The sequence below is a fragment of the Micromonospora sp. WMMA1996 genome (assembly GCF_002573675.1).
GTDB lineage: Bacteria > Actinomycetota > Actinomycetes > Mycobacteriales > Micromonosporaceae > Micromonospora > Micromonospora sediminicola.
Genome location: NZ_PDHU01000001.1, coordinates 384,861 through 409,973 on the forward strand (window position 1 = coordinate 384,861; position 25,113 = coordinate 409,973).

Sequence of the window (25,113 nt, forward strand, 5' to 3'; positions counted from 1 at the left end):
CGAAACCGGCCCCGCGAGCGCGGCCGGGCGGCCGGCGCCGGACACCGCGTGGTGGACCGGTCGCGGCGGCGGGACCTGGGCCGATTGTTTCATGCGGCGCCGTCGCCGACCCGGGCTCCCCGGGTGCGGCACCGAACACCGGACGGACTCCCCCTCTTCGGACCGTCGGTCCATTCCCGCCCGGAACCGACGAAACGTCGGCACAGGTCGCGCGCGGTCGACGATTCATCGGCAGCCTCGGCCCGCCCCCGCGCCCCGGTCGGCACCGTCGGCGCTCGCCATGTCGGCCGGGGTGACATGCGCCCGGGCGCGCGGCCCGCCCGTCCGGGAGGGCGCGTCGCGCCGCGTACGCTGGATGACCGGTGACCCGCCCGGCCCGGCGCGGCCGATCCGGCGTCCGTCGAAAGGGAGACGATGAGCAACCAGCCCGGCAGCTCCACGGCCGCGGAGCCGGACCAGCCCGAGGTCGTCGACGTGGCCCCCGCGGTCGGGCGACCCGAGTACGCGCCGGGCGCGCTGCCGCTGGCCCTGCTCTCGATCGCCTGGCTGGCGGCCATGCTCTGGTCCACCCGGGAGGCGATCACCTCGACCGCCGCCGGGGTCACCGCGATCAGCCTCTCCGCGTACGCGCTCCCCGGCGTGATCACCGCGGCGCTGGTCACCGGCGCCACGGTCGCGCTGGCCGCCACCAACCGGCTGGGCCGCGCCACCCTGCGCTTCCTGGCCACCGTCGGCACCGGCCTGCTGGTCGGGCTCGTCGCCGCGGTGGCGATCAACCTCACGTACGCGGACAACGCCACCACCAACACGATCGCCGGCACCACGGCCGCCGCCGCGATCATCGGCGGCGCGGCGGCCGGGGCGCGGCTCGCCCGGGTGGTGGCCGCGATCGCCGCCGCCACGCTCGCCGCGCAGGTCTTCGTGGTGCTGTTCAGCCGGGCCCGGGATCCGCTCTCCGACCTGTTCGGCGCCGGCGAGACCCAGCAGTCGGTGCTGGACGCCGCCAAGTGGGTGTCCCGCACCGAGTCGCTGCTCGCCGGGCTGATCGCCGGGCTGGCCGCCTACCTCTACCTGGCCTGGTCCCGCCGCCGCGCGGAGCGTCGGCACGGCGCGGCGGCACCGCTGCGCTGGCCGGCGTACCTGGTGGCCGGCGCCGGCGCCGGGCTGCTCCTGCTGCTCACCGAGGTGATCATCCGGATCGGCGGGCGAGGGCTGCTCGACCTGGCCGCCGCGCTCAGCGAGGCCGACCAGGTGGCGCAGACGGCGCTCGGCACGTCGCGGGTCGACAACGGCATCTGGGTGCTCTTCGTGGGCGCGCTGACCACGCTCATCGTCTTCGGACGCACGCTCGGCCCGCGCCCGGTCGAGGAGGAGGACGAGCCGGCCTCCTGAGCCGGCCGGCCTCAGCCGACCTCGCGCAGCAGCAGGTCCAGCTCGGTCACGTCGTACCACTCCAGCTCGTGGTCCTCGACGCCGTCGACCGTGAACTGGGCGTCGGGGTCGCCGGCCTGCGCCTCGGTCACCACCGCCACGGCCGCGGTCACGTCCTCGACCGCCTCCGCGCCGTCCACGTGGATCGCGGCCACCGACCTGACCGGCACCGGGCCGGCCAGCCCCACCACGCTGGAGCCCAGCTCGCCGCCGGCCCGGCCGACGGCCCGGGCGGGCAGGTCCACCGAGACCACCACGCGCCGGCGGGGTGCGCCGGCGTCGGCGCGCAGCAGGAGCAGCGCGTCCTGGGCGGCCCGGGTGAAGGCGACGTACTCCAGCTCCTCCTCGTCGCCCTCGGCGTACCACTCACGCAGCTCCGGGGTGACCGCGTGCGCCGCCTCGGCGGACAGGCCCTCGTCCCGCAACCGGCCGAGCATCGGCACGGTCGCCGGCAGGTACACCCGGACAAGCTCGTCGGTCACCGGTCTCTCCCCCGCACTCATGCCGCCGGCCGGCGCGCGCCGGCCCCGGGCGCCGATCATGCCGTACGCCGTGACCGTCATACACCCGGCACCCGCCCGGGAGAAGCGTTCCGCCGGTGTGTCCGCCGAAGCGGGACTCGGGAACGTCCGCCGGTGGTGGCAAACTGAGGCAAACGAAAACAACCCCGGGAGTGACCGTGGAGTCGAGGTTCCTGCTGCTGTCCGACGTCGCCACCGAGCTGAACGTCTCGGACTCGCAGGTCTACCACATGGTCCGCAGCGGAGAGCTGCCCGCCATCAAGATCGGCGGACGGGGTCAGTGGCGGGTGGAGCGGGCTCGGCTGGAGGAGTACATCGAGCGCAAGTACGCCGAGACCGCCGAGTGGGTGCGCGGGAACCCGCTGGGTGAGCGCGACGCGGAGTGACCCCGAGCTGACCGTCGGCCATTGACGCGCCCGACTCCGGTGCCGGAAGATGAGGCTCTGTCGCAGGCAAACGAAGGCAAACGCAACGATTCGAGGGCTGACATGGTCGACACCCGCCGTCCCCGGTCACCACGTCCACCGGTCCGCCTCCGGCCCGCCCCGCCACTCGACCCGCCCTGCACCGACGAGGATCCGGCCTGGGGGCACACCGGTCAGCTCGCCCTCGACCTGATCGACCGACGCCCCGGCGACCTCGGGCGTCCCGCCGGGCGCGCCCCCGACCACGCTCCCGGCTGGCCCCGCTGGTTGACCACCGGCGCGCTGCGCACCGCCCCGGGCGAGGGCGGCACGCACCGTTCCCCGACCTCCGGAGAGGGCGGCACGCACCGCGACACCACCCCGAGCGGGCACGGCGTCGGACGCCCGCCCGTCGGGCCACCGTCCGCTCCCGCCACCGCCACGCCCGAGGCCGCCCGGGCGGCCCACCGGTTCGTCCGCACGTTCCTGGAGATCGTCAACGGCTTCCGGCCGCCCGGGCAACTCCGACCACTCTGCCTGCCCGAGGCCGCCGCCCAGGTGTCGGCCGAGCTGACCCGGGCGGCCCGCCGGGTGACCCCGGTCCGCCGCCGCAGCGCCCGGCCCGCCCTGCACCTGCTCCGCCTGCGGATCTGTGAACCACGCGCCGGCGCGGTGGAGGCCACCGCCGTGTTCACCGGCACCGGCGGCACCAGCTGGGCGGTCGCCGTGCGCCTGGAACACCGGCGCGGCAACTGGCTCTGCCTCGTGCTGGACGTCCTCTGAGTCTCACCACGTCGTCGATCCGGACGGGGTGAGACGCCGACGGGCCCCGGCCGGTGGCCGGGGCCCGTCGGGCTACCTGGGTCAGTTGCCGCCGTTGGGCGAACCGTGGCAGCGCTTGTACTTGCGGCCGGAACCGCACGGGCAGGGCGCGTTACGGGACGGGCCCTCACCACCGTCCACCTGGCCCGGGGTCGCCCGCCGGGCGGTGCTGGAGGCCATCGCCTGACCGCTCGCCCCGCCGGCCGCGGCCGGGGTCCGGCGCGGCGCCGAGGCGGCCGGGCGCTCGGACGTCCGCTCGCCGATGCCCAGCGCCGGGGCCTGCTGCTCGGCGCGCTCGATCACCGGCGCACCCCGACCGGCCTCGCCGTCCACGGCGGGCGCCGAGTATTGCAGGCCCTGCTGCTGCGGCGCGCGGTTGAGGCCCTTGGCCCGGATCTCCACCGGCTTCTCCAGCAGCTGGACCTCCTCGGCCTCCGGCTCCGCCTCCTCGACCTGCACGTCCAGGTTGTAGAGGAAGCCGACCGTTTCCTCCTTGATGCCGTCCATCATGGTGGCGAACATGTCGAAGCCCTCGCGCTGGTACTCGATGACCGGGTCGCGCTGGGCGTACGCCCGCAGGCTGATGCCCTCCTGGAGGTAGTCCATCTCGTAGAGGTGCTCGCGCCACTTGCGGTCGATCACCTGGAGCAGGACCATCCGCTCGAGCTGGCGCACCGCCTCCTCGCCGAGGCTCTCCTCCCGCCGGTCGTACGCGGAGTGCGCGTCCTCCTTGAGGCGGGCGAGCAGGAAGTCCTGGTCGAGACCGGCCCGGGAGCCGACCTCCTCCTCCAGCTCCTCGACCGTGACGCCCACCGGGTAGAGCTGCTTCAGGCTGGACCAGAGCTGGTCGAGGTCCCAGTCCTCGGCGTAGCCGTCGCTGGTCGCGCCGACCACGTACGCGCCGATCACGTCGTCGATCATGTTGCGGACCTGGTCGGACAGGTCCTCGCCGTTGAGCACCCGCAGGCGCTCGGCGTAGATCACCTGGCGCTGCTTGTTGAGCACCTCGTCGTACTTGAGGACGTTCTTCCGGATCTCGGCGTTCTGGCCCTCGATCTGGGCCTGCGCGCTCTTGATCTGGCGGGTGACCATCTTCGACTCGATGGGCACGTCCTCCGGGATGTTGAAGCGGTCCATGACCGCCTCGACGGCGCCGGCCCGGAACCGCTTCATCAGCTCGTCCTGGAGGGACAGGTAGAACCGGGACTCGCCCGGGTCGCCCTGCCGGCCGGCACGACCGCGCAGCTGGTTGTCGATCCGGCGGGACTCGTGCCGCTCGGTGCCGAGCACGTAGAGCCCGCCGGCGGCGGCCACCTCCTCCGCCTCGACGTCGCAGGCCTGCTTCCAGGTCGGCAGGATCTCCTCCATCGCCTTGGCGTACTCCTCCGGCTGCTCGACCGGGTCGAGACCGCGCTGGCGGAGTTCGTTGGCGGCGAGGAACTCGGCGTTGCCGCCGAGCAGGATGTCGGTGCCCCGGCCGGCCATGTTGGTCGCGACCGTGACCGCGCCCTTGCGCCCGGCCTGGGCGACGATCTCCGCCTCCTTGGCGTGGAACTTCGCGTTCAACACCGAGTGCGGGATGCCGCGGCGGCGCAGCATGTGCGACAGGATCTCGGAGTTCTCCACCGAGACGGTGCCGACCAGCACCGGCTGGCCCTGCTCGTGCCGCTCCGCGATGTCCTCGACGACGGCGTTGAACTTGGCCTTCTCGGTCTTGTAGATGACGTCGGGCCGGTCGAGCCGGACCATCGGCCGGTGCGTCGGGATGGTCACGACGCCGACCTTGTAGACCTTGTTGAACTCGCCCGCCTCGGTCTGGGCGGTGCCGGTCATGCCGGAGAGCTTCTCGTAGAGGCGGAAGTAGTTCTGGAGGGTGATCGTGGCCAGGGTCTGGTTCTCCTGCTTGATCTCCACCCCCTCCTTGGCCTCGATCGCCTGGTGCATGCCCTCGTTGTAGCGGCGGCCGTGCAGGATCCGGCCGGTGAACTCGTCGACGATCAGGACCTCGCCGTCGCTGACGATGTAGTCCTTGTCGCGCTTGTAGAGCTCCTTGGCCTTGATCGCGTTGTTCAGGTAGCCGACCAGCGGCGTGTTGACCGACTCGTAGAGGTTGTCGATGCCGAGCCGGTCCTCGACCCTGGCCACGCCGCGCTCGGTGATCGCGATGGTGCGCTTGGCGTAGTCGACCTCGTAGTCGCCCTCGCCGTCGGTGCCGGGCTGGAGGCGGGCCACCACGGACGCGAACTCCTGGTACCACCGGGCGGAGTGCTCGGCCGGGCCGGAGATGATCAGCGGGGTGCGGGCCTCGTCGATGAGGATCGAGTCGACCTCGTCCACCACGGCGAAGAAGTGGCCGCGCTGGACCAGCTCCTCCTTCGACCAGGCCATGTTGTCGCGCAGGTAGTCGAAGCCGAACTCGTTGTTGGTGCCGTAGGTGATGTCGCACTCGTAGGCCGCGCGGTGCTCGGTGGCGGGCCGGTTCGGCAGCACCACGCCGACGGTGAGCCCGAGGAACTCGTGCACCCGGCCCATCCAGGCGGCGTCGCGCTCGGCCAGGTAGTCGTTCACCGTGATCACGTGCACGCCCTTGCCGGCGAGCGCGTTCAGGTAGACCGGCATGACCGAGGTGAGCGTCTTGCCCTCACCGGTCTTCATCTCGGCGATGTTGCCGAAGTGCAGTGCCGCGCCGCCCATCACCTGGACGTCGTAGGGCCGCTGGCCGAGCACCCGCGAGGCGGCCTCCCGGCACACCGCGAACGCCTCCGGCAGGAGGTCGTCGAGGGTCTCGCCGTCGGCGAGCCGCTCCTTGAACTGGTCGGTCATGCCGCGCAGCTCGTCGTCGCTGAGGTTGACGTAGTCGTCCTCGATCGAGTTGACGGCGGCCGCGATGGCCTTCAGCCGACGCACCATGCGGCCCTCGCCGGCGCGAAGGACCTTTTCCAGAATCGACACGGATCAACGCTCCCCTAGACGGTCTCGAACCATCGTAGGCGTTCCGGCGCGGCGATGGTCACTGGTGGCGGTGGTCCGGGTCTGCGAACCCGACATAACGCCGCGACCGCACGCCGAGGGCCGCCAATCGGGTTACGCCGTCGGCGAACGATCCGGCACGATGGCTCGGATGGAGCCTGTGGAGATCATCGAGGACGGGCTGTTGCTACGCCCCTGGCGGGCCACGGACGCCGACGCGGTGCACCGGGCCTGCCAGGATCCGGACATCCGGCGCTGGACCACCGTACCTCGCCCGTACCTGCCCGAACACGCCGTCGCGTTCGTGACCACGATCAGCGCCACCGCCTGGGCGCAGGGCACCGGAGCGCCGTTCGCGGTCTGCGACGCCGCCACCGGCGAGCTGCTCGCCTCGTGCGGTCTGGTCTCCGTCGACCACGCGCTCGACTCGGGCGAGGTGGGCTACTGGACCGCGCCGTGGGCCCGGGGACGGGGCGTCGCGGTCCGCGCCGTCCGGGCGGTGGCCCGCTGGGCCTTCGACGCGCTCAAGCTGCGCCGGATCACCTGGCAGGCCGAGATCGGCAACCACGCGTCCCGGCTGGTCGCGCTGCGGGCCGGCTTCCGGGTCGAGGGCGAACTGCGGCTGGCTCAGCCGGCGGAGGGCGGCCGCCCGGAGGGGTGGATCGGCTCCCTCCTGCCGGCCGATCTGGCCGCGCCGGGCGATCCCGTCCCGTACGGTCCGGACACGCTCCAGGCCCGCCGGGCGGCGGTCTTCGGCCGCCCGCAGCCCGTCCTGTTCACCACCGCCGGCGACACCGAGCTGCGGCTGCGCGCGCTGGAGGAGCGGGACCTGGCCGAGGTCACCCGCACCTGCCAGGACGAGCAGACCGTGCGCTGGACCACGGTGCCGCACCCCTACCGGCCCGAACACGCCGAGGGCTTCCTGCGCGACCTGGTGCGCCCGGCGTGGGCGCGCGGCACCGCCGCGACGTTCGCGGTGGCCGACCCGGAGGACCGCTACGTCGCCTCGCTCGACCTGCGGATCCTCCCTGGCGACCCGCTGGTGGCCGACGTCGGCTTCATGACCGCCCCGCACGCGCGGGGTCGGGGCTACCTGCCGGCCGCGCTCACCGCGGTCTGCGCCTGGGGTTTCACCACGCTCGGCCTGGCCCGGGTCGAGTGGCGGGCCAACGTGGGGAACACCGCGTCCCGCCGGGCGGCCGAGAAGGCCGGCTTCACCGTCGAGGGCACGCTGCGCGGCGGCGTCCAGCACCGCGGCGAGCGGCACGACGTGTGGGTCGGCGGGCTGCTGGCGGGAGACCTGGCATGACCCCGGAGACGATCGAGGGGTACGGGGTACGGCTGCGGCCGTGCGCTCCGGCCGACGTACCCGGCACGGTGGCCGGCCTGACCGACCCGGAGTCCCGCCGGTTCATGCCCTTCCTGCCCGACCCGTACGACGCCGACGCCGCCCGGTGGTGGATCACCGAGGGCGCACCGGCGGCCCGGGCAGCCGGCGGAGCCGCCTACACGATCGCCGACCCGGCCACCGACCGGCTGCTCGGCAGCATCGGCCTGACCCGGCTGAGCGCGGAGCGGGCGACGTACGAGATCGGCTACTGGGTGGGCCCGTCGGCACGCGGCCGGGGCGTGGCGACCGCCGCCACCCGGCTGCTGAGTGAGCAGGCGTTCGCGGCCGGGGCGGGCCGGTTGGAGCTGCTCACCCGCGCGGAGAACGTGCCGAGCCAGCGCATCGCGCTGGCCTGCGGCTACCGGCACGAGGGGGTGCGCCGGGCTGCGGGTGCGGGCCTCGCCGGCGCACGTCACGACCTGGTCGCCTGGGTGCGGCTGGCCGACGACCCGCCCGGGCCGACCGCCCGCCCGCTGCCGGACCTGCCCGACGGCCGGCTCACCGACGGCGTCGTGACGGTGCGCCGCGTGGAACCGGCGGACACGGACGCGCTGCACCGCCTGCACACGCTGCCGGAGGTGGTGGCGAACCGGGTGCCGCCGGTGCCCCCGGAGCGGGAGGCGGTCGCCCGACGCTGCCGGCTCGCGGCGAGCAACTGGCTGGCCGGCGACGCCGCCGACCTGGCGATCCTCGACGCGGTGACCGGCGCGTTCGTCGGTGGCTGCGCCCTCGTCCACGACGAGCCGGCGACCGGCCAGGCCATGCTGGGCTACAGCCTGCTGCCCGAGGCGCGGGGGCGCGGGCTGGCCGCCCGGACGGTCCGGCTGGTCTCCGGGTGGGCGTTCGACGTCGGGGTGGCCCGCCTCTGGGCCGGCACGCGGCCGGAGAACGTCGCCTCCCAGCGGGTGCTGGAACGGGCCGGCTTCCGGCGGGAGGGGCTGCTGCGCGGGCGGCTGCCCGGCGTGAACGGCACCCGTACCGATTCGGTGATCTTCGGCCGGCTGGCCACGGACGGAGAGTGAGTGGAGCCCCGCGAGCGCGGGGCCCCACTCGTCCGGTCAAGGGGTCAGGTGTCGAGCGAGATGATGCCGTAGTCGTACGCGCGCCGGCGGTAGACCACACTCGGGCGGCCGGACTCCTTGTCCTGGAACAGGTAGAAGTCGTGCCCGACGAGTTCCATCTGGAACAGCGCGTCGTCGACGGTCATCGGTTCGGCGGGGTGGACCTTCTCCCGGGCGATGTGCCACGGCTGGTCGTCGCGTTCCTCGAAGTCGCTCTCGTCCGGACGGTCGGCGACGGCGGTGGCCGCACCGTGGCCGTTCAGCACCGCCAGGCCGGGCCCGTCCAGGTCGGCCACCGGAAGACCGGCGGTCGCGGCGGCCACGGAGAGCGGCGCGTGCCGCCCGCGGTGCACCCGGCGGCGGTCGGCCGCCCGGCGGAACCGGGTGTCCAGCTTGGCGATGGCGGCGTCGAGCGCGCTGTAGAAGTCGTTCGTGCAGGCCTCGGCCCGGATCACCGGACCCCGCGTGACGCAGGTGATCTCCACCCGCTGGCAGTGGTCGGCCTGGCGCGGATTGCGCTCGTGGAACAACTCGACGTCCACGCGAATGAGTTTGTGGTCGTAGCGTTCGATTTTCGCGAGCTTCTCGGCTACGTGCACCCGGTAATGGTCCGGCACTTCGACGTTACGGCCCTTGACCACGATGTCCACGTGACCTCCCTTGTTCGGACGGTCGTTCGGTCCGGATCTTCCGGTCGACGCACCCGGGGAGGGCCCCGCTCGGCGTCCACCGGTGGTGTACGGCTACGCCTCCTTCCAGTGCCGGGGGAAGGTTGGCATCCTCACTACCCCCGACACCGAAACGCTAACTCCTGTTCGGCCACCCGTCACCCCCGGTTGCCGAAGGCGGTCGCGAAATTTAACAGCTCATACACCATGGGGTGAAACGGATACACGAAGCGTCACCGAAGCCGCCGCTTTTGCGTTGCGGCGAGCACCGCCGCGGCCTTTGGCGTCATTCCCGCGCGGTGCAATATCCGGCTCACCGCCGCGAGCGTGGCCCCGGTGGTGACGATGTCGTCGAGCAGCACCACGGCGCCGACCGCGGGGACCGTACGCCGCAGCCGGAACGCGGCGTCCGCCGCGGCCGCCCGACCGGCGCTGTCCAGCTCCACCGAGTCCGGGCGCGGCAGCGCCCGCAACGGCCGCAGCACGCGGACCGGCCAGCCGGCCGCGCGCAGCCGGGCCGCCGCCGGGCGGGCCAGCCGCTCCAGGTGGTCGCCGTAGCGGGCCCGGGCCGCGCGGGCGGTGTCCGGCACCGCCACCAGCGTCACCGGGCCGGGCGGCCCCACGGCCTCGGCGACCACCTCGGCCAGCAACGCCCCCAGCGGCCGGGCCAGCCCGTGCCGACCCCGTTCCTTGTACGCCAGCAGCCCCTCGCGCAACGCGCCGCCGTACGGCCCGAGGGCGACACAGGGCGGCAGGTCCGGTGGGGCCGGATCGGGGCGGGTCGGCGCGGGACGCAACGACTCCAGCTCGTCCACGCAGCGCGGGCAGAAGCCCCGTCGCAGCCCCGGGGAGCGCGCCGCGCAGCCGGCGCACCCGGCGGGCAGCACCAGGTCGGTCAGGTCCGCCCAGAGCCCGCCCAGGTCCGGCACCGTGACCTCAGAAGAGGAAGAAGGGCGCGGTCGGGTTGGCCGACCGACCGCCCGCCGGCACGTCCAGCACCTGTTCCGGCGTGACGAAGTCGATCGGGTTGTTGCGCCAGGCGCCGCCGTTCGTCTCGAACATGAAGGAGAGCGCCGGCAGGCCGCTGTCCCCACCACCGGGATACGCCGCCAACTGGGTCACCGGCGCGCCGATCTCGGAGGCCAGCGGCGGTTCCCAGGCGCCGTCCACGGTGAGCTGGTGGATCGCCGATCGCCGGTCCGGGTCGTTGCCGGCGACGACCAGCTCGTTCTCGGTGATCCAGTCGACCGCGGTCACGCCGGTGAGCTGCGTGGGCAGCGCCCGGGGCTGCCCCAGGGTCACCACGCCACCCTCGACGTTGACCGGCGCGACGTAGACGACGCCGCCGCTGACCAGCGCGATCCGGTGGCCGTCGAGGGACCCCGCCACCGCCACCACGTTCCCGGAGACGTTCAGCGGGACCAGGCTCGTCCGGGCCGTCCCGTCGAACCGGTACAGCTTGCCGTCGGCCGCCACCAGGCCCGTCGCGCGGTCCTTGTCCAGGGAGCGCAGCCAGGTGGGTCGGCTCATCGAGCGGAAGGTGGTGGGACCGGCGGTGAACACCGCGACGGGCGCCGGACCGGTGCCCACCTTGAGCCGTTGCCGTCCCGACGCGGTCACCACCAGCGCGGCGAGCACCTGGTCGTCGGCCCGGGCCAGGGACGCGGAGACCACGTTACGGTTCTGCGCGGCCGGCAACGGGACGGCCTCCCGCCGCTCGTCGCCGATGGCGAGGGGGTGGATGGCGGCGTCGTAGACGCTGAACCGCGTCGGGGCCGCGCCACGCGGGTAGGCGGGATGGGTGGCGCGTTCCCGTTGCAGGTCGACGCTGAACCGTTTCTGGTTCTGGATCTTCAGGTCGAGCTGCCCGGTCAGCTCGGGCAACGACCACGCCAACTGGGTGCCCAGCCGGGCCAGCCGCTGCTCGTTGGCCCCCGGCATGGTCAGGTTGACCTCCCACTGGGAGTCCTGCCCGGTGGCGTTGTTGATCGGCCGGGTGCCGTCGGGCAGCCCGGTCACCCCCGGGGACAACCAGTCGGACGGACCGCCGGCCAGCCACTTCACCACCTCGGTGACCCGTCGCTCGGCCGGCACCGACGAGGGCAGGTAGCGCAGGTCGGGCACCAGGCGGGTCAGGTCCGAGTTCCAGAAGTAGACGGTGCGCGATCGGTAGTACTCGCGCAGCGCCGTGTCGGTGGTCAGCAGCACGTTCGGCAGCTCGGTGATCAGCAGCCCGGTCCCGGCCGGTCCGGCCCGGCGCAGCTGGAACGTGTAGTCGGTCTCGGTGGCCCCCGGCGGCCCCAGCGTGCCGTCGGCGCGGAGCACGCCGACCTGCTGCACCTTGATCGTCACGGTGAAGATGCCCTGGGGGTTGGCCGGGGTGCTCTCCGGCTTGGCCCGGAGCCGGACCACCGTCAGCTCGACCTCGCTGGTCTGCGGCTTGCCGGGCAGCAGGTCGCGGGCCTCCTCGGCGAGGAACGACCGGGCCCGGGTGTATGCCTGGTCGCGCTCCCCGGCGGCCGCGGCGCGCAGGTAGTTCTCGATGAACGGCACCGGCTCGTCACTGTCGCCCGGCGCGGGCGGCGAGGCCGGGCTGCCGTTGAGCGAGCCGGCCTCGGCGGCGGGCACCGAGCCGTCGACCTGGACGTCCGTCTCGGCCGGGATGCCGCACCCGACCAGGGCGGCGGGAAGCAGCACGCCGGCCAGCAGCACCGCAAGCAGGCGACGCGCCGTCATCGGGTTACCTCCGCCCGGTCGTCGGCGGGGCCGATGGCCAACGCCCCGGCGCCACTGCCCGGGCCGATGGCGAGCAGGCCACCGTCGCGCGGGCCGCCGAACGGCAGGGTGGCGTCGGCCGGCACCAGCCGCAGCGGTGAGGTGGTGAGCCGGTCCCCGGCCCGGGCCGGCAGGGTGAGGCGGAACTGCGCGCCCTGCCCCGGCGCGCCCCACGCCTCCAGCCAACCGCCGTGCAGCCGGGCATCCTCCAGGCTGATCGACAGGCCCAGGCCGGTGCCCCCGGTCTGCCGGGCCCGGGACGGGTCGGCGCGCCAGAACCGGTTGAAGACCAGCTTCTCCTCGCCCGGCTTGAGGCCGACACCGTGGTCCCGGACCGTGATCGCCACCGCGCTCTGGTCCATGCCCAGGGTGATCCGCACCGGCTTGGCCTCGCCGTGCTCGACCGCGTTGCCGACCAGGTTGCGCAGCACCCGCTCGACCCGGCGCGGGTCGACCTCGGCGATCACCGGCGTGTCCGGCAGCTCCAGCTCGATGGTCACCCCCACCCGCTCGGCCAGCCCGGCCAGCCGCTCGGTTACCCGGTGCACCACCGGCACCAGGTCGGTCGGTTCGCTGTCCAGCACCGCGAAGCCGGCGTCGAACCGGCTGATCTCCAGCAGGTCGGTGAGCAGCTCCTCGAACCGGTCCAGCTCGGCCTGGAGCAGCTCGGCGCTGCGGGCCACCGCCGGGTCGAACTCGTCCCGCTCCGCGAAGATCAGGTCGGCCGCCATCCGGACCGTGGTCAACGGGGTGCGCAGCTCGTGCGAGACGTCCGAGGTGAACCGGCGTTGCAGCCGCGACATCTCCTCCAGCCGGAGGATCTGCCGTTGCAGGTTGGTCGCCATCTGGTTGAACGAGGCGGCGAGCAGGGCCAGGTCGTCCTCGCCGGAAACCACCATGCGCTGGTCGAGCAGGCCGGCGGAGAGGCGCTGGGCGGTGCGCGCGGCCACCCGGACCGGGGTCACCACCAGGCGGGTGACCAGGGCCGCCAGCAGGCCGAGCAGGAGCACCAGCGCGACGCCGGTGGCGACCACCGTCGCCCGGGCGTCGGCCGCCGTGCTGTCCTGCCGGGCCAGCGGTACGAGGTAGTAGAGCTCGACCTGCCCGAACCGGGTCGGCACCGGGGAGCCGTAGACCAGGTATTTGGTCCGCTCGCCGCCGAGCGTGCCGGTGCGGATCTGGTGGGCGACCTTGCCCGACGAGACGGCGGCCCGCAGCTCGTCGCCGATCACCGGGCGCACCGGCACGTCCGGTGAGGTGCGCGGCTCGATGAACTCGGCGAAGTTGTCGGCGGTGATCGCCACCACCACCCCGCTGGTCTGCGCCGGGTCACCGCCGGCCAGATAGTTGACGGTGCCGTCGATGGTGTCCTGGAGCTGCGCCTCCTGCGGCTGGCTGTAGAGGTTGAACTGCTTCGCCGCGTATTCGCTGCCGTTGCTCAGCCGGGCCCGCACGTCGGTCTCGGCGTTCTCCAGCAGGATGTTGGTGATCTTGTCGGCGATCAGGTAGGCGAAACCGCCCACCAGCAGACTCGACGCCACGAGTGTGATGGTGACCACGCGGACCTGGAGCGAGCGCCGCCAGGCCTGGTGCACACCGGCGGCGAACCGCGCCGACCGGCCGGCCAGGACGCGCCACAGCGCCCACGCGGCGGATGGCCGGCGGGGCGCGGTCGGCGGGTCGGGCAGCGGGGTGGTCACCACAGTGCTGACCAGGCTATCCGGTGCCCGCCTTGTAGCCCACGCCCCGGACGGTCAGGATGATTTCGGGTCGCTCCGGATCCGGCTCGATCTTGGCCCGGAGCCGCTGCACGTGCACGTTGACCAGGCGGGTGTCGGCCGCGTGCCGGTAGCCCCACACCTGCTCCAGCAGCACCTCGCGGGTGAAGACCTGGCGCGGCTTGCGGGCGAGCGCGACCAGCAGGTCGAACTCCAGCGGCGTCAGCTTCACCTCCTCGCCGTCCCGGCTGACCGTGTGCGCCGGCACGTCGATGGTGATCTGGTTGCCCGGCGGCCCGATGGTGAGCAGCTCCGGCGCGACGTCCTCGCCGCGGCGCAGCCGGGCCCGCATCCGGGCCACCAGCTCCTTGGGCTTGAACGGCTTGACCACGTAGTCGTCGGCGCCGGACTCCAGCCCCAGCACCACGTCGACGGTGTCGCTCTTGGCGGTCAGCATCACGATGGGCACGCCGGACTCGGACCGGATCGCGCGGGCCACGTCGATGCCGCTCATGCCGGGCAGCATCAGGTCGAGCAGGACGATGTCGGGCCGGCTGTCGCGGAACGCGGCCAGCGCGCGTTCTCCGTCCGCGACGAAGGACGGCACGAAGCCCTCGCTGCGCAGCACGATGCCGAGCATCTCGGCGAGGGCGGGGTCGTCGTCGACCACGAGTACCCGGGCTCTCATGGGGTTTATCGTTCCATCCCCGTTCGTTCGGAGGGTTCGGCGTCTTCACCGGCACGGTAGCGCCGAGCGGGCCCGCGCACCACAGCCGACGGCGTGGCCGCCCCGCGTGGCGTGCCGCGGCGGACGGGTCAACCGGATGCCGACCCGTCGTGCAACCATGATCCCCCGGGCGCCGCGTCGCCCGCCACCTCTACCCTGCCCGCCCAGGAGTACGCGTGCCCGACGCCGGCCCGATCGCGGTGCTCCCGCGCCGCCCGCTGACCGTCGGCGAGCTGCTCGACGCCGCCGTGCTGCTGCTGCGCGACCAGGCCCGGGTGCTGCTCCCGCTCGCCGTGGCGCTGGCCCTGGCCGAGCAGGCCCTGCTGTACCCGCTGCGGACGCTGGCCGACGTCCACCCGCCCGGCTGGTGGCCCACCGACCAGCAACGCTTCGGCTGGTACTGGCTGCTGCTCGCGGTCGGCGCCGGCACCGAGGCGGCGATCGTCGCGCTGCTGGGCAACCCGGCCGCGCGCGGCGGGGCGGCCTCGCTGCTGGGCCGTCGCCCCGGCCCGGCCGAGGTGCTCCGCGCGGCCCGTCCGGGCGCGACCCTGCTGGCGGCGGCCGCGGTCGGGCTCGCCGTCGGCACCGCCGGGCTGGCCGGACCGGCCTGGTTCGTGGCGTACGGGCTGCTCGGTCTGGTCGTGCCGGCGCTGGTGCTGGACGGGGTGCCGGCGCACCGGGCGGCGGGGCGGGCGGTCCGGCTGGCCGGGCGCCTCGGCGGTCGCGCCGCCGGCATCCGGTTGCTCGGCTACCTCGGCTGGTGGCTGGTCCGCGTCGGCATCGGGCTGGGCGTCCCGTACGGGCTCGGTCTGCTGGGCCTGTTCGACGTGTCGGCGTGGGCGCTGCCGCTGGCCGTGGCCGCCCAGGTCGCGGTGAACGCGCTCGCCTACCCGGCGCTGGCCTGCCTGGACGCGGTGCTGCACCTGGAGACCCGGATGCGCACCGAGGGGCTGGACATCCGGCTCTCCCGGGCGCCGGCCGGCGTACCCGAGCCCGTGCTGCTGGCGGCCCCGCGGTGAGCCGGTGGTGGACCGAGGCGGTCGCCGCGCTCGGTGACGTCGTCGCCCTGCCGCTGGTCGTGCTGATCCTGCTGGCCGCCGCGCTGGTGACGGCGCTGGCCTGGTACTACTTCCCGACGTGGGTGCCCCGCCGGCTGCCCCGGCCGGCAGTGCCCCGGTTCCGGCTGCCCCGGCTGCGGTGGCGGCTCCGGCTGCCCCGACTCCGCCGGGTCCGCCCGCGCCGCCGCGCCCGCCGCCGGCCGGACCTGCCGGCGGCGCGCGTGCCCACCCCCCGGGCCGCGCCGGCCGCGCCGGCCGCCGAAGCCGGGCTGGCCGACCGGCTGGCCGCCGAGGGCCGGTACGCCGAGGCGGTCCGGGAACGGCTGCGGGAGATGGTCCGGCTCCTGGTCACCCGACGGCTGGTGGAGCCACGGGCCGGGCTGACCGTCACCGAGCTGACCGAGGCCGCGGCCCGGGTCCGGCCGACGGTCCGGCCCACCCTGCACGCCGCCGGCACGATCTTCTCCGACCTCTGGTACGCCCAGCGCCCGGCCACCGCCACCCACGACCACCGGATGCGCGACCTCGCCGCGGACCTGCGCCGCGAGCTGACCGGCGAGGAGGAGCGGTGACCGACACCCGGGCCCCGGAACGCCCCACCGCCCCGCCACGCCGGCGGCACCGCCTCCTCGTCCCGCTCGGGCTGGCCGTCCTGCTGATCGTCGCCACCCTGGTGCTGCACGCGGTGGACCAGCCCGACCCGGACGAGCGCGGCTTCCTCTCCCCCGTCGCCACCGGCGACGACGGCGGCAGCCGGCTCGCCGAGGCGCTGCGCGCGCAGGGGGTGCCGGTGCGCCGGGAGACCGACGTCGAGGGCGCGCTGCGCACCGCCCGCGCGGCGCCCGGCACGCTGTTCGTGCCCGCCCCGGACCTGGTCCACCCGGACACGCTCGCCGGCCTGACCGCGCTGCCCCCCGGCAGCCGGCTGGTGCTGGTCGATCCGTCCCGCCGGGTCCTGGTCGAGCTGCACGCCCCGGCCGAGCCGACCACCCGCCGCTGGGCCACCCGCGCGGTGCCGCCGGACGGCGGCGACGACACCTGCCGGCTGCCCGAGGCGATCCGCGCCGGCACCGCCGCCGTCGACCACCAGCGGTACGCGGGCCCGGACTCCGCCGACCGCTGCTACGGCGGCGCGCTCCTGCGGATCCCCAGCGGCACCGAGGTGGTGCTGGTGGGGGCCAGTGACCCGTTCCGCAACGATCGGATCGCCGAGTGGGGCAACGAGGACCTCGCCACCGGTCTGCTCGGCGGCGGCCGCCCGCTGGTCTGGCTGGACCTGCCCGGCCCGGCGCCCGCGCCGACCCGGTCCCGCGTACCCGGGGAGCGCGAGACCGGCGCGCCGCCGACCGGTGGCGGCCCCGAGCGGACCGAGCGCCCCGACCGGGCCGACCCGCCGCATCGCGACAACCCGCTCTGGGGTGCCTTCCCGCAGTGGTTCTGGGCGATCCTGGTGCAGCTCGCCGTGGCCGGATTGCTGGTGGTGCTCTGGCGGGCCCGCCGGCTCGGCCCGCCGGTGGCGGAGCCGCTGCCGGTGACCGTCCGGTCCGCCGAGACCGTGCGCGGCCGGGCCCGGCTCTACCGCCGGGCGGGCGCGCGCGACACCGTCGCCGGGACGCTGCGCCGGGCCGCCCTGGACCGGATCCTGCCCCGGCTCAACCTGCCGCCCGACACGCCGGACGACGAGGTGGCGGCCCGGATCGCCACCGCCGTCGGCGGCGACCCCGAGCACATGACCGACCTGCTGTACGGCCCCGAGCCGGGCGACGACCGGGAGCTGCTGGCGCTGAGCCGCGACCTGGACACGCTCACCCGTACCCTGGCCCCGCATCCGAGCGAAGGAGAACCCCGGTGACCGGACCCGTCATCGCCGCCGCGTCGCCCACCGCCCCGTCCGAGGCGCGGGCCGCCCTGCACCGGCTGCGCGCCGAGGTGGCCAAGGCCGTCGTCGGCCAGGACGCCGTGGTCACCGGCCTGGTGATCGCGCTGCTGTGCCGGGGGCACGTGCTGCTGGAGGGCGTGCCGGGCGTGGCCAAGACGCTGCTGGTGCGCACCCTGGCCACCGCGCTCGACCTGGACTCCAAGCGGGTGCAGTTCACCCCCGACCTGATGCCCGGCGACGTCACCGGCTCGCTGATCTTCGACCCGCGTACCGCCGCGTTCACGTTCCGGGAGGGGCCGGTCTTCACCAACCTGCTCCTCGCCGACGAGATCAACCGCACCCCGCCCAAGACGCAGTCGGCGCTGCTGGAGGTGATGGAGGAGCGGCAGGTCTCGGTCGAGGGCGGGCGCCGCCCGCTGCCCGAGCCGTTCATCGTGGCGGCGACCCAGAACCCGGTCGAGTACGAGGGCACCTACCCGCTGCCCGAGGCGCAGCTCGACCGTTTCCTGCTCAAGCTGACCGTGCCGCTGCCCGAACGCGACGAGGAACTGGGCGTGCTGCGCGCGCACCACGCCGGCTTCGACCCGCGCGACCTGCGTGCGGCCGGCGTACGCCCGGTGGCCGGCGCGGCCGACCTGGCCGCCGCCCGGGCGGAGGCGCACGCGGTGCACGTGGCCGAGCCGGTGCTCGGCTACATCGTGGACCTCTGCCGCGCCACCCGGGTCGCCCCGGCCCTGGAGCTGGGCGCCTCGCCCCGGGGCGCCACCGCGCTGCTCGCCACCGCGAAGGCGTGGTCCTGGCTGGCCGGACGGGACCACGTCACGCCGGACGACGTGAAGGCGGTGGCCCGGCCCACCCTGCGGCACCGGCTGCGCCCGCGCCCGGAGGTGGAGCTGGAGGGCGTCACCGTGGACGCCGTGCTGGACTCGGTGCTGGCCACCGTGCCGCCCCCGCGATGACCTGGCGGGCGGGTCTGCTGCTCGCCGCGGGCGCGGCGACGCTGCCGGTCTGGCCGGCCCCGTTCCTCGGCGTCGCCGTGCTGACCGCGGCGGTGCTGCTGCTGGTCGCCGTCGACCGGCTCCTCGCGGCCCCGCCGCACGCGCTCACCGTGACCCGCGCCGGCGACCGGACCGTCCGGCTCGGCGGCTCCGCCACGGTCACCCTGCACCTGACCAACCCCACCGACGCGACGTTGCACGCCCAGGTACGCGACGCGTGGGTGCCCTCCGCCGGGGCGCGGCCCGAGCTGTCCCCGGGCCGGGTGCTCACCGTCGCGCCGGGCGCCACGGCCACGTTGCCGGTCCGCCTCACCCCGACGCGGCGCGGCGACCGGCCGGCGGTGGCGCTGACCGTACGCTCACTCGGGCCGATGCGCCTGGGCTTCCGGCAGCGTGCCGAACGTCCCGCCACGCCACCGTGGACGCTGCGGGTGCTGCCCCGGTTCGACTCCCGCAAGCACCTGCCGGAGAAGCTGGCCCGGCTCCGGATCATCGACGGCGTCCAGGTGACCCGGGGGCGCGGGCACGGCACCGAGTTCGACACCCTGCGCGAGTACGCCGTCGGCGACGACGTGCGGTCGATCGACTGGCGGGCCAGCGCCCGCCGCGCCGACGTGCTCGTCCGCACCTGGCGACCGGAGCGCGACCGGCGGCTGGTCTGCGTGCTGGACACCGGTCGCACGTCGGCGGTCCGGCTCGGCGACGAGCCCCGGCTGGACACCGCGATCGACGCGGCGCTGCTGCTGACCGCGCTGGCCGCCCGGGCCGGCGACCGGGTGGACCTGCTCGCCGTGGACACCGCGGTGCGCGCCCGGGTGACCGGCAGCGGCCGACCGGCGCTGCTTCCCCGGCTGGTCGAGGCGATGGCGCCGCTCCAGCCGGCGCTGGTCGAGACCGACTTCGAGCTGATCGCCGCGGAGGTGCTGCGCCGGGAACGGCAGCGCAGCCTGCTGGTGCTCTTCACCGCGCTGGACGCGGGGGCGCTGCGGGAGGGACTGCTCCCGGTGCTGCCCCGGCTGGCCGCCCGGCACCGGGTGGTGCTGGCGGCCACCCACGACCCGGTGCTGACCGGGCTCACCACGGCCACCCCGACCGGCCCGGACGATCCGTACACGGCCGCTGCGGCCTGGCGCGCGCTCGCCGAACGGGACCGGGTGCGCGCCGCCCTGTCCCGGCACGGGGTGACCGTGGTGGACGTGGCCGCCGACCGGCTCGCCCCCACCGTCGCCGACACCTACCTGCGGCTCAAGTCCCTCGGCCAGCTCTGACCGCCCGCCGCCCCAGCACCAGCGCGTACGCCAGGAACGCCGCCCACACCGCGGCGCCGACCGCCACCCGGACCGGCATCGGCAGCGGCGCCGGAGTGACGAACGCCTCCAGCAGCGCGGAGACGGCGAAGAGCCCGACCAGCCCGGCGGCGACCACGATGGCGGCCCGGCCCGCCTCGGCGACCGCCCGGCCGCGCCCGAGGTGCGCGGGCGGGGCGATCCAGGCCCAGGCGGTCCGCAGCCCGACCCCGGCGGCGACGTAGATGCCGGTCAGCTCCAGCAACCCGTGCGGCGTGATCATCCCGAAGAAGACGTCCGCCCGGCCGTAGGCGACCATCACGCCGCCCACCACGCCGATGTTCAGCGCGTTCTGCCACAGCAGCCAGAACACCGGCACCACCAGCACGCCGGCGGCCAGGCACTGGGCGGCCAGCCAGGCGTTGTGCGTCCACAGGTGGAACGCGAACGTCGGCGCGGCGAACTCGGTGTAGTAGCCGGCGAAGCCGGAGTCGACGAGCTGCCGGGCCGACTCGGCGCCGACGAACGCGGCGGCGGTGTCCGGGTGGCCGGCGACGAACCAGATGAGGAAGACGGTCAGCGCGCTGAACCCGGTGGCGACGCCGCACCACCAGGGCCAGGCCCGGTAGAGCGCGGCCGGCAGGTCGGCCAGCAGGAACCGGCGCAGCGCCGCCCAGGAGGGCCGGGGGCGGCCGGTGATCCGGGCGCGGGCCGCGAGGACCAGGTGGGACAGGCGCCCGACCAGCGCCGGCTCGGGGGCCCGGCTGCGCACCGCGGAGAGGTGGGTGGCGGTGCGCTGGTAGAGCCCGACCAGCTCGTCGACCTCGGCGGCGTCCAGGCGACGTCGGCCGGTCAACTGCTCCAGCCGCCGCCACTCGGCGCCGTGCTCCGCCACGTACGCGTCGAGATCCACTTGCCCTCCCCCGTGAGGCGTCCATGGTGTTCACTGTCGGGGTGCGCGCGCAACCTCCTCCACCGCCCCGGTGGGCCGACGCCGGTCTGGTCAGCGGCGAGGCGGTGGAGCTGGACGTCCGGGTGGCCTGGCTGGGCTCGCGGGTGCTCGCCCTGCTGATCGACCTGGTCGTCCAGGTCGGCCTCGCGCTGGTGCTCGGTGCGGCGCTGTCGCTGCTGGTGCTCACCCTCCCCCGGGACGTGGTGGACGCCGCCCTGGCCGGCGGGCTCCAGGTCGTGCTCGTGGTGCTGGTGCTGGTCGGCTACCCGGTGGTGATGGAGCGGTTCGTCGGCGGCCGGACGGTGGGCAAGCTGGCGGTGGGCCTGCGGGTGGTCCGCGCCGACGGCGGCCCGGTCGGGGTGGGACAGTCGCTGACCCGGGCCCTGGTGGGGGTCGCGGTGGAGTGGCCCGGCCTGGTGCTGCCGTTGCTGAGCTGGGCGGCGAGCGTGACGGTGATGCTCACCGACCCGCGTGGCCGGCGACTGGGTGACCTGGTGGCCGGCACGCTGGTGGTGCACACCCGGGCCACCGGGGTGTGGCGGCCGTTGCCGCCGGCCGCGCCGCCGCTGGTCGGCTGGGCGGGCACGCTCGACCTGACCCGGGTGGACGACGCGCTGGCGCTGGCCGTCCGGCAGTACCTGGACCGGCTGCACCAGCTCGCCGCGCCGGACCGGGTCCGGCTGGGCCGGGAACTGTGGGCGGAGGTCGCCGCGGTGACGTCGCCGCCGCCGCCGTGGGCCGCGCCGGAGTGGGCGTACCTGACCGCCGTGCTGGCCGAGCGGGCGCGCCGGTCCGCGTACCGGCTGGGTCGCGCCCGCGCGGTGACCGCGACGCTCTGGCCGGAGCTGGCCCCGGCACCGGTCACGCCACCCCCGGCCGCACTGCGGCGCGCCGCCCCGGAACCCGCCGGGCCCGGTCCGGTACGCCGCTGAGCCGGCTCAGGAGAACAGCGCGCGCCCCCACCAGTCGGCCGCGTCGCGCACGCCCGGCGGGCAGGCGAACAGGCCGCTGGAGACGTGCCGCAGGTATTCGTTCATCGCGTCGTTGCGGGCCAGCCGGGTCTGGATCGGCACGAACTGCTTGCGCGGGTCCCGCTGGTAGGCGATGAAGAACAGCCCGGCGTCGAGCCGGCCCAGCCCGTCCGAGCCGTCCACGAAGTTGTAGCCGCGCCGCAGCAGCCGGGCGCCGTCGTTCTGGTCCGGGTGGGCGAGCCGCACGTGGGCGTTCTCCGCGATGACCGGTTGACCGTCGTCGCCCTTCGCGGCGAAGTCCGGCTCGTCGAACTCGTCGCGCCTGCCCAGCGGCGCGCCGCTGCCCTTGGTCCGGCCGGTGATCATCTCCTGCTCGGCCAGCGGGCTGCGGTCCCAGGTCTCGATCAGCATCCGGATCTTGCGGGTGACCAGGTAGGACCCGCCGGCCATCCAGTCCGGGCCGTCGCCGGGCTGCACCCAGAGCTGCTCGCGCAGCAGGCCGGCGTCCTCGGCCTTGAGGTTGGCGGTGCCGTCCTTGAACCCGAACAGGTTGCGCGGCGTCGCCTGGTCGCGTGAGGTCGACGAGGTACGCCCGAAGCCGAGCTGCGACCAGCGGACGCTGACCACCCCCATGCCGATTCGGGCCAGGTTGCGGATGGCGTGCACCGCCACCTGCGGATCGTTGGCACAGGCCTGGACGCAGATGTCGCCGCCGGACAGCTCCGGCTTGAGCGCGTCGCCGGCGAAGTGCGGCAGCTCGGCCAGCGCGGCGGGCCGCCGGTCGGCGATGCCGAACCGGTCCCGGCCCTGGGCGTCCCGGAACAGTGACGCGCCGAAACCGACGGTGACGGTCAGCTGGGACGGGGGCAACCCGAGCGCCTCGCCGGTGTCGTCGGGCGGGGCCTCCGGCATGCCGCCGACGGCGCCGATCAGCCCGGCGTCCTTGCCGGCGGTCATCCGGGCCGCGGCGGCGGTCCACTCCTGGAGCATCGCGACCAACCGGTCCCGGTCCTTGGTGACCACGTCGAACGCGACGAAGTGCAGCCGGTCCTGCGCCGGGGTGGTGATCCCGGCCTGGTGCTCGCCCTGGAACGGGACCGCCCCGGCGGCCGTCTCGGTGGCCGACGCCCGGTCGCCACCGGCGAGCAGCGCGCCGGCGCCGGCGGCCGCACCGGCGACGCCGGCCACCCCGACACCGGCCAGGGTCATCGCCCGTCGACGGGAGACCCCCCGAGCGGCCTGCTGGCTGTTCGGCTCGCGCGTCGCGTCGCCACCGGTCGGCGTGGTCATCGGGCGACGGCCGCCGCGACCTTGCTGACCGGCTCGGCCAGCGCGTTGATGCTGTCCGACAGCTCCTTCAGCTCCGCCTTGCTGAGCTGGGTGTGCAGCTTCCACCCGTCGCCGGCGCGGTGCTTGCCGAGCGCCGCCTCGACGTTGGCGAACTCGCTGTCGAGCTGCTTGACCAGGTCGGGCGCGCGCTGCTCCAGGGCGGGGCGGAGCGCGGCGACGGCCGCCTTCGAGCCCTCCAAGTTGGCGTTGAAGTCCCAGAGGTCGGTGTGCGAGTAGCGCTCCTCCTCGCCGGTGATCTTGCCGCTGGCGACCTCGTCGAGGAGGGCCTTGGCGCCGTTGGCGAGCTGGAGCGGGGTGAGCTTCTCGGCGTTGGCCTTGGCCACGATCGCCTTGACGTCGACCAGGAGCTGGTCGGCGATCGGGCCGTCCTTGCTCACGTCACCGCTGGTCCAGAGGTCCTTCTCGATCCGGTGGAAGCCGGTGAACTCCATACCCTCCTCGACGACCTCCTCGCGGCCGTCGATCTTCGGGTCGAGGTCGCCGAAGCTCTCCGCCACCGGTTCGATCCGCTCCCAGTAGGTGCGGGCCACCGGGTAGAGCGCCTTCGCCTTCGCCACGTCGTTGGCCTTGACCGCGGCCACGAACTCCTCGGTCTTCGTCAGCAGCGCGGCGGTCTGGCTCTGCACGTAGCGCTGGTAGCTGGCGGTGGCCTGGGTCAGCGCGGCGTCGGGGGCGACGCTCGCGGCGGTGCCGCTGACCTTCAGCGCGCCCCGGATGCCCCGGCCGCTCATGCCCGGCTTGCAGGCGGTCTCGTACGTGCCGGCGGGCAGTTCGACCCGCAGCTCGCGGCTGAGCCCCGGCGCGATGTTCTCCACCTCGCCCATCACCCGGTCACCCGCGGCGTAGACGTAGAACTCGTTGACCTTGGAGCCGGTGTTGGTCACCTTGAACGTCACCTGGCCGGCGTCGATCTCCGTGCTGCCGACCTCGCAGGCGGTGTCGGTGGCCTTGACCGCGATCGGCCCACCGGCCGTGGCGTCGGTGTCGTCACCGCCGCCGCAGCCGGCCAGTCCGGCGACGGCGAGCAGCCCGGCAGCGGCGGGCGTGACGAATCGAGTGGTACGCATCGGTGCGGGGTCTCCTCGGAAACGGGCCGGTCAGGCGCGCGGGGACGGAACGGCGGCGTCGGCCGGAGCGGGCTCGGCCGGGGTCGCGGCGGGCTCGGCCGGCTGGGCCGGCTCGACGGGCTGAGCCGGCTGGGTGGGCCGCACGGGCTGGGCGGCCGGCTTCGGCGGCTGGGTGGGCTTGCGCAGGAAGAGCACGAGGACCGGCACGGCGTACGCCACCCAGGCGACCAGTTCCAGCACGGTCGGCGCGGCGGTGATGTTGAACATGCCGGCGAGCAGCGCGCCGTACCAGGCGTTCGGGTCCAGCGTGGCGGAGATGTCGAAGGCCTGGTTGTTCAGGCCGGGCAGCACGCCGGCCTCCTGGAAGTCGTGCACGCCGTACTTGAGGATGCCGGCGGCGACCAGGATCAGCAGCGCGCCGGTCCAGGTGAAGAACCGGCTCAGGTTGATCTTCAGGGCGCTGCGGTAGAGCCCGAAGCCGATCACCACGGCGGTGACGATGCCGCCGATCAGGGCGAGCAGCGAGCCCGCGCCGGTGCCGCCGGCCACGCTCTCGGCGGCGGCGTAGAAGATCAGCGCGGTCTCCAGCCCTTCCCGAACCACCGCGAGGAACGCCATGCCGGCCACCGCCAGCGATCCGACGGCCAGCGCCTCGGTCAGCTTGCCGCGCAGCTCACCGGCGATCGAGCGGGCGGCCTTGCGCATCCAGAAGATCATCCAGGTCACGAAGACCACGGCCGCGACGGAGGTGACCGCCTCGAAGAACTCCCGCGACTCGGAGGTGCGCAGCAGCGAGGTGGAGGTGTACTGGATCAGCGAGCCGAAGACGACGGAGAGCGCCACGGCCGCGCCGACACCGGCCCAGACCTGGGGCAGACGGTCACGCCGCTGCGACTTCACCAGGAAGGCGACCAGGATGCTGACCACCAGGGTCGCTTCCAGGCCCTCCCGCAGGCCGATCAGGTACGTGGCGAACATCGGTTACTCCGTAGTCGGTCAGGCATGCCTCAGTTAACTTAGGGCAGCCATACCTTGCTCCTGATCCAGGGGTGGCGTCAAGTTGTT

22 protein-coding genes are annotated in these 25,113 nt (G+C 74.5%); 11 read left to right on the top strand and 11 right to left on the bottom strand.

Translation table 11 applies throughout. The features are described from left to right. Window positions 1-414: 414 nt before the first annotated feature. Window positions 415-1,392 (top strand): hypothetical protein, encoded by a 978-nt coding sequence (locus COO58_RS01875; protein WP_091581553.1) that lies wholly within the window; start codon window positions 415-417, stop codon window positions 1,390-1,392. Window positions 1,393-1,403: 11 nt separating this feature from the next. Here the strand turns inward: COO58_RS01875 and COO58_RS01880 are convergent, their stop codons facing one another. Beyond that, window positions 1,404-1,913: a hypothetical protein gene (locus tag COO58_RS01880; protein WP_091584155.1), complete on the bottom strand. Its 510-nt coding sequence runs from the start codon at window positions 1,911-1,913 to the stop codon at window positions 1,404-1,406. 197 nt (window positions 1,914-2,110) lie between these two features. Between COO58_RS01880 and COO58_RS01885 the strand changes: the two genes are divergently transcribed. Together COO58_RS01885 and COO58_RS01890 are read left to right on the top strand one after the other, a co-directional pair. Further along, the gene (locus COO58_RS01885) at window positions 2,111-2,338 is read left to right on the top strand and encodes a helix-turn-helix domain-containing protein (protein WP_091584159.1); all 228 of its coding nucleotides are present in this window, start codon (window positions 2,111-2,113) and stop codon (window positions 2,336-2,338) included. A gap of 102 nt (window positions 2,339-2,440) precedes the next feature. Further along, complete coding sequence (locus tag COO58_RS01890) at window positions 2,441-3,139, top strand: Rv3235 family protein (protein ID WP_091581557.1); 699 nt, start codon at window positions 2,441-2,443, stop codon at window positions 3,137-3,139. Between the two features lie 81 nt (window positions 3,140-3,220). Here the strand turns inward: COO58_RS01890 and secA are convergent, their stop codons facing one another. Continuing rightward, window positions 3,221-6,130: a preprotein translocase subunit SecA gene (secA, locus tag COO58_RS01895; protein ID WP_091581561.1), complete on the bottom strand. Its 2,910-nt coding sequence runs from the start codon at window positions 6,128-6,130 to the stop codon at window positions 3,221-3,223. A 169-nt stretch (window positions 6,131-6,299) separates the two neighbouring features. On the opposite strand from secA, the gene COO58_RS01900 reads away from it, so the two are divergent. Together COO58_RS01900 and COO58_RS01905 are read left to right on the top strand one after the other, a co-directional pair. Next, window positions 6,300-7,457 carry a GNAT family N-acetyltransferase gene (locus COO58_RS01900; protein WP_098743589.1) on the top strand — a complete coding sequence of 386 codons (1,158 nt, stop codon included), beginning with the start codon at window positions 6,300-6,302 and terminating at the stop codon, window positions 7,455-7,457. Continuing rightward, complete coding sequence (locus COO58_RS01905; RefSeq protein WP_091581569.1) at window positions 7,454-8,560, top strand: GNAT family N-acetyltransferase; 1,107 nt, start codon at window positions 7,454-7,456, stop codon at window positions 8,558-8,560. The genes COO58_RS01900 and COO58_RS01905 overlap by 4 nt, the downstream gene beginning before the upstream one ends. Window positions 8,561-8,604: 44 nt before the next feature. Here the strand turns inward: COO58_RS01905 and hpf are convergent, their stop codons facing one another. The 5 genes from hpf to mtrA all read right to left on the bottom strand — a co-directional run bounded on the left by hpf (window position 8,605) and on the right by mtrA (window position 14,448). After that, complete coding sequence (gene hpf / locus COO58_RS01910; protein WP_098743590.1) at window positions 8,605-9,249, bottom strand: ribosome hibernation-promoting factor, HPF/YfiA family; 645 nt, start codon at window positions 9,247-9,249, stop codon at window positions 8,605-8,607. A gap of 251 nt (window positions 9,250-9,500) precedes the next feature. Then, window positions 9,501-10,196 carry a ComF family protein gene (locus tag COO58_RS01915; protein WP_098743592.1) on the bottom strand — a complete coding sequence of 232 codons (696 nt, stop codon included), beginning with the start codon at window positions 10,194-10,196 and terminating at the stop codon, window positions 9,501-9,503. Window positions 10,197-10,203: 7 nt separating this feature from the next. After that, window positions 10,204-12,003, bottom strand: a complete 1,800-nt coding sequence (locus tag COO58_RS01920) for an LpqB family beta-propeller domain-containing protein (protein WP_098743594.1) — start codon at window positions 12,001-12,003, stop codon at window positions 10,204-10,206. Further along, on the bottom strand, window positions 12,000-13,670 hold the full coding sequence (mtrB, locus tag COO58_RS01925) for an MtrAB system histidine kinase MtrB (RefSeq protein ID WP_369700187.1): 1,671 nt from the start codon (window positions 13,668-13,670) through the stop codon (window positions 12,000-12,002). Before mtrB ends, COO58_RS01920 begins: the two co-directional genes overlap by 4 nt. Window positions 13,671-13,758: 88 nt before the next feature. Continuing rightward, window positions 13,759-14,448, bottom strand: coding sequence for an MtrAB system response regulator MtrA (mtrA, locus tag COO58_RS01930; protein WP_091581585.1), 690 nt, complete (start codon window positions 14,446-14,448; stop codon window positions 13,759-13,761). Between the two features lie 215 nt (window positions 14,449-14,663). On the opposite strand from mtrA, the gene COO58_RS01935 reads away from it, so the two are divergent. The 5 genes from COO58_RS01935 to COO58_RS01955 are packed head-to-tail and all read left to right on the top strand — an operon-like array spanning window position 14,664 to window position 19,690. Continuing rightward, the gene (locus tag COO58_RS01935) at window positions 14,664-15,506 is read left to right on the top strand and encodes a hypothetical protein (RefSeq protein WP_098743597.1); all 843 of its coding nucleotides are present in this window, start codon (window positions 14,664-14,666) and stop codon (window positions 15,504-15,506) included. Then, a complete protein-coding gene (locus COO58_RS01940; protein WP_098743598.1) occupies window positions 15,503-16,117 on the top strand; it encodes a DUF4129 domain-containing protein in 615 nt (204 codons plus the stop codon). Before COO58_RS01935 ends, COO58_RS01940 begins: the two co-directional genes overlap by 4 nt. Then, window positions 16,114-17,397 carry a DUF4350 domain-containing protein gene (locus COO58_RS01945; protein WP_098743600.1) on the top strand — a complete coding sequence of 428 codons (1,284 nt, stop codon included), beginning with the start codon at window positions 16,114-16,116 and terminating at the stop codon, window positions 17,395-17,397. The genes COO58_RS01940 and COO58_RS01945 overlap by 4 nt, the downstream gene beginning before the upstream one ends. Continuing rightward, entirely contained in the window at window positions 17,394-18,383 is a 990-nt protein-coding gene (locus tag COO58_RS01950) for a MoxR family ATPase (protein WP_098743601.1), read from the top strand. Before COO58_RS01945 ends, COO58_RS01950 begins: the two co-directional genes overlap by 4 nt. Next, window positions 18,380-19,690, top strand: coding sequence for a DUF58 domain-containing protein (locus tag COO58_RS01955; RefSeq protein WP_098743603.1), 1,311 nt, complete (start codon window positions 18,380-18,382; stop codon window positions 19,688-19,690). The genes COO58_RS01950 and COO58_RS01955 overlap by 4 nt, the downstream gene beginning before the upstream one ends. Here the strand turns inward: COO58_RS01955 and COO58_RS01960 are convergent. Then, window positions 19,668-20,621, bottom strand: a complete 954-nt coding sequence (locus COO58_RS01960) for a stage II sporulation protein M (RefSeq protein ID WP_098743604.1) — start codon at window positions 20,619-20,621, stop codon at window positions 19,668-19,670. The genes COO58_RS01955 and COO58_RS01960 overlap by 23 nt on opposite strands. A gap of 23 nt (window positions 20,622-20,644) precedes the next feature. Here COO58_RS01960 and COO58_RS01965 point away from each other — a divergent pair, with 23 nt between their 5' ends. Continuing rightward, window positions 20,645-21,592 (top strand): RDD family protein, encoded by a 948-nt coding sequence (locus tag COO58_RS01965; RefSeq protein ID WP_098743606.1) that lies wholly within the window; start codon window positions 20,645-20,647, stop codon window positions 21,590-21,592. Window positions 21,593-21,598: 6 nt separating this feature from the next. Here COO58_RS01965 and efeB read toward each other — a convergent pair whose 3' ends face one another. From efeB to efeU, 3 genes are read right to left on the bottom strand one after another with little or no spacing between them, the layout of a single operon-like run. Then, a complete protein-coding gene (efeB, locus tag COO58_RS01970) occupies window positions 21,599-22,921 on the bottom strand; it encodes an iron uptake transporter deferrochelatase/peroxidase subunit (RefSeq protein WP_091581618.1) in 1,323 nt (440 codons plus the stop codon). Further along, on the bottom strand, window positions 22,918-24,048 hold the full coding sequence (gene efeO, locus COO58_RS01975; protein WP_098743607.1) for an iron uptake system protein EfeO: 1,131 nt from the start codon (window positions 24,046-24,048) through the stop codon (window positions 22,918-22,920). The genes efeB and efeO overlap by 4 nt, the downstream gene beginning before the upstream one ends. A gap of 30 nt (window positions 24,049-24,078) precedes the next feature. Continuing rightward, window positions 24,079-25,026, bottom strand: a complete 948-nt coding sequence (efeU, locus tag COO58_RS01980; RefSeq protein ID WP_091581625.1) for an iron uptake transporter permease EfeU — start codon at window positions 25,024-25,026, stop codon at window positions 24,079-24,081. Between the last annotated feature and the right edge of the window lie 87 nt (window positions 25,027-25,113).